3 protein-coding genes are annotated in these 3860 nt (G+C 60.1%); 2 read left to right on the top strand and 1 reads right to left on the bottom strand.

Going from position 1 to position 3860, the window contains the following annotated elements; all coding sequences use genetic code 11:
• Positions 1 to 240, top strand: a 240-nt coding sequence (locus BFP90_RS28945) for a hypothetical protein (RefSeq protein ID WP_218061244.1), incomplete at its 5' end; no start/stop codon positions are given.
• Between the two features lie 33 nt (positions 241 to 273).
• Here BFP90_RS28945 and BFP90_RS14955 read toward each other — a convergent pair.
• Positions 274 to 969, bottom strand: a complete 696-nt coding sequence (locus BFP90_RS14955) for a pirin family protein (RefSeq protein ID WP_065888109.1) — start codon at positions 967 to 969, stop codon at positions 274 to 276.
• 217 nt (positions 970 to 1186) lie between these two features.
• Here BFP90_RS14955 and BFP90_RS14950 point away from each other — a divergent pair, with 217 nt between their 5' ends.
• Positions 1187 to 3634, top strand: coding sequence for a UvrD-helicase domain-containing protein (locus BFP90_RS14950; protein ID WP_065897206.1), 2448 nt, complete (start codon positions 1187 to 1189; stop codon positions 3632 to 3634).
• Positions 3635 to 3860: the final 226 nt, after the last annotated feature.

The following is a 3860-nucleotide window of genomic DNA, read 5'->3' as shown; positions in this document are numbered from 1 at the left end:
GGTTACCCACGGATTCAAGCCTGCGTTCGGCCAGCGTGGTTTAACGGGGCGCCTGAGATCAAGATCAAAATCAAGAGCGGCTCGCTTCGCATCGTGGTTACGAGTGCGGCTGCTTTGTGTAGGAGCGAGCTTGCTCGCGAAAAACTAACAGGCGCCGCGTTTATTCAGGAAGCACGCGTTATCGTTGACGTTTTTCGCGAGCAAGCTCGCTCCTACAAGCGGCGGTGTGCGTTTGACTGACTGGCATCAGTTAGATGCCAGCAAGACTTTGGCTCAGGCCAGGTCGACCAGCACAACTTCACTGTCTTCAACCGCCGTCACCCGCAGCACCTGCTCATCGGCAACCGCCACGCCGTCTCGAGCTTGTGCACGCAGGCCATTGACTTCAATCACGCCTGTTGCCGGTACCAGGTAGGCTCGGCGCCCGCTGTCCAGCCGATACTCGGCCGTTTCTCCGGCCTTCAGATTCGCCGCCACCAGGCGTGCGTCGGCGCGAATGCGCAGGCTTTCGGTGTCTCCGGCCTTGCCGCTGGCCAGGGTCACGAATCCTTCGCGTACACCTCGCGGAAACGGCTTGGCGCCCCAGGAGGGTGGCAACCCGGCTTCATTCGGGATGATCCAGATCTGGAAGATCCTGGTCGGCGTGGCTTCCAGGTTGTACTCGCTGTGGGCAATCCCGGTGCCGGCGCTCATCACTTGCACGTCGCCCGCTTCGGTTCGGCCCTTGTTGCCCAGGTTATCCGCGTGACTGATGGCGCCTTCGCGTACGTAGGTGATGATCTCCATGTCGCGGTGCGCGTGCTGCGGGAAGCCGGTGCCCGGCGCGATGATGTCGTCGTTCCACACCCGCAGGTTGCCCCAGTGCATGCGCTCGGGGTCGTGGTATTCGGCAAACGAGAAATGGTGATGGGCGTCGAGCCAGCCATGGTGGGCGCCGCCGAGGGTGTTGAAGGGTCGAAGTTCAAGCATGATCGTCTCCTGTTGATGACCCTATGATCCAACAGCGCATGATCGATAAAAAGCGTAAAAACTGCCTTAATCCTATCTATTGATTCGATGGGAAATTAGGGCAATAACTTTCACTTCATCGCCTAACTGCATGACAGCAAAGCATTTGGCTGGAACTTGGGGTCAATTCCGGCGACCATGGCGCACTGTCGAAACCCAGCTCATCCCAGGAGTCCGCGTGCCGCACCCACAGCCTGATCTGCCCCCCGAATTGCGCCCGCTGGCGGAAATGCCGCTGTTGAAACGGCTTGCCGCGCGTCTGTTCGGACACGGCCTCACGCGGTTGCGCGCTCAACACCGTTTCTCCTGGTTGCATGGTCAAGCCGACGGTTTTCGCAGCGGGCATGAAGCCGGTGTAGAGTACGGCTACCGAGAGGGCAAGGCGGACGGTTTGCAAGAGGGCCGGCAAGTCCTGCTGATTCGCGATTTTCGTAGCGATGAACCCCGTGCTCCGGGCATTGATGACAACCTGTTCGATGACTGGCGATTGCCCCTGACCGCCGACATTAAAAAGCGCATCAAGGCCGACGTGGCGCGTTTGCTGCCGGCCCACGCCCAGCCTAGCGCCGCGCAGTGGAAAATGATCTTCAGCGACACGCCTTCGACCTCAGTGATTGCAGGTGCCGGCGCCGGCAAGTCGACCTCCCTGGTGCTGCGCATTCTGCTGCTCACCCATTACTTGGGTTTCGAGCTGAGTTCGATGACCGTGGTGACGTTCACCCGCGAGTCGCGCAAGGACTTCATCCACAAGCTCATGCAGATTCTCAGCCTGTGGGGCCAACCCCTTGGCCAAAAAGAGGCCCAGGCGGTGGTGCGCACCTTTCACTCACGCATCCTGCCGATGGTGCGCTGCCTGCCGGGCTTTGAGCGACTGCAGGCGTTCGAGAACCTCGGCGCCGGCTTGGAGGACGCCGACAGTAACCCGTTCGACTTGCGCATCAACGACGCCCAGCGCCAACAGATGAACGCCTGCTACCACCGCTTGCACGGCAGCCACGCGCGTTTTCGTGAGTTGATCGCGCCGCTGGCGCGCCATGGGCTGCAACTCAAGGAGTTGGAGCGTGATCACCCGGATGTACAAAAGCGCATGGCGGTGACGGAACTGGCGGCCAGGCGCGATGAAGAACTCTGCGACGTCATCGAGGATCTGTGGTTTCGCGCCGGCGCGTGGCCGATCAAGGGCATTGAGCCGAGCCGGCAGGCGTTCGACATCAATGGGGCGATATTTCATTGCCATGGCTATATCCCCGAGCTGGACGCGTGGGTGGTGCTGGGCTTTGATTCGCGGGAAAGCCCCCAGATCAGCCGGCCCAATTCAAAGCTGTCAGTGCGCGCGGAGTGGGCAGTAAAGCGCACCCTGTTTCAAGCTTTCTGCCGCAAGCCTTTGATATGGCTGGATAACTATGAGTCTTCAACTAGGTTATTAGGCAGTCTGGCGGGCGACGCCACGGCCGGGCCGGGGTTCGATTACAAGGTCAAGGGTGAGCTTGCTTCCGCGCCGCTGTTGGACTGCTTTGTGATGGCCGCCGGCTTTATCGAGAACCTTGGGTTGGATGTGCCCGGCGCCGTAGGCCGCATGAGCTTTGCCAAGGACGACCCGGACCGCTTGTTCTTCGAGGCCCTGGGCATTTTCTGGAAGGCCCTGGAAGACCACTTGCTCGATCAATCGCCGCCGATCATGACGTATAACCGCATGTTTTCGTTGTTTGGCGAAAATACCCCGGAAAACCTCAAGCTGCTCAGCGACCCACTGCTGCGGCCGATGTCGCACCTGATGATCGACGAGTTCCAGGACGTATCGCCGCAGATTGTCTCGTGGATCCGTGCCAGCCTGCGCGAAATCCGCAGCCGTGGCCCGGCCATGCACGTCGGGCGCGGGGCGCAGCGTTCATCGCTGCTGTGCGTGGGGGATGACTGGCAGTCGATCTACGGCTGGCGCGGCAGTTCGCCCAAATACTTCATGGAGTTCAATAAGGAGTTTGCATCGCCGACTACCACGCGGGTGATGCTCGCCGAGAACTACCGCAGCCATCAACACATCATCGATGCTGCCGAGCACATCGTGCGCAGCGCGCCGGCCATTCCCGGTAAAAAGGCCAGGGCCAGTGGCGAGCCCAAGCCGCTGGTGCCCGTGACAGTGCGCGAGCGCGACGACGCGGCACTGGCGCAGCAGCTGCTCGAGCATTATCAGCGGGGCGATAAGATCTTGATGTTGTATCGAAAAAGTAGCGATAAGTTGTTGATACAAGAGCATATTCAGGCTTTAGTTAATCTGGATTCTAGCTTGCCGCCTCAGGCGCGCAGGCTCAAACAGCTGACCTATCACAGCGCCAAGGGTTTGCAGGCGGACGTGGTGTTTCTACTGGGTGACTGCCAGCACCTCACCAGCTCGCCCTACAAGAACCAGGTCTATCGCATGGCGGGCCTGGGCAAGGATGGCGACAGCGAGGCGTATGACAACGCACAAAAAGACGAAGTGCTGCGCCTGGCCTACGTCGGCATCACGCGAGCGGTCAGCCACTGTTATTGGTATGTGGAGAAGCCTGAAGGCCAGGCGGTGAATGTGCCAAGAGCATCGGAGCGGGTGGACGGCAGGAAGGCGTATTTCGACGATCAACGCGGTTAATCGGCCTCAATGCGATCTAAATGTGGGAGGGGGCTTACACCCCGATTGCGGTGGGTCAGTCACAGATGTGCTTACTGACACTCCCTCATCGGGGCATAGGTATCTACACAATTTTGGTGCGAAACCGCACCTGTGGCGAGGGAGCTAACGCGTATTTACCTGACGCTCCGAGGTCCAAATGTGGGAGGGGGCTTGCCCCCGATGGCGGCCTCTGGGCTGGCCGGGA

The sequence above is a fragment of the Pseudomonas sp. 24 E 13 genome (assembly GCF_900004715.1).
Lineage (GTDB): Bacteria > Pseudomonadota > Gammaproteobacteria > Pseudomonadales > Pseudomonadaceae > Aquipseudomonas > Aquipseudomonas orientalis_A.
Note: the sequence above shows the minus strand (reverse complement) of the source record. Positions and strands in the feature narration are given on the sequence as shown.